This window comes from Paenibacillus glycanilyticus, from assembly GCF_023715145.1.
In the GTDB taxonomy this organism is placed as follows: domain Bacteria; phylum Bacillota; class Bacilli; order Paenibacillales; family Paenibacillaceae; genus Pristimantibacillus; species Pristimantibacillus glycanilyticus_A.
This window is the reverse complement of sequence record NZ_JAMBNP010000100.1, coordinates 1-213: the sequence shown is the minus strand read 5'-3', so window position 1 is coordinate 213 and position 213 is coordinate 1. Positions and strand designations below refer to the sequence as shown.

At 49.8% G+C, this 213-nt stretch carries 1 rRNA gene; it reads left to right on the top strand.

Going from position 1 to position 213, the window contains the following annotated elements:
* A 23S ribosomal RNA gene (locus M3194_RS31140) occupies positions 1–213 on the top strand; the annotation flags it as partial.

Below are 213 nucleotides of genomic sequence, written 5' to 3'. Positions count from 1 at the left end.
TAATAGCTCACTGGTCGAGTGACTCTGCGCCGAAAATGTAACGGGGCTAAACACACCACCGAAGCTATGGCATGCACCGTATGGTGCTTGGGTAGGGGAGCGTTGTATATAGGTTGAAGTCAGACCGTAAGGACTGGTGGACGGTATACAAGTGAGAATGCCGGTATGAGTAACGAAAAGACAAGTGAGAATCTTGTCCGCCGAAAGCCTAAG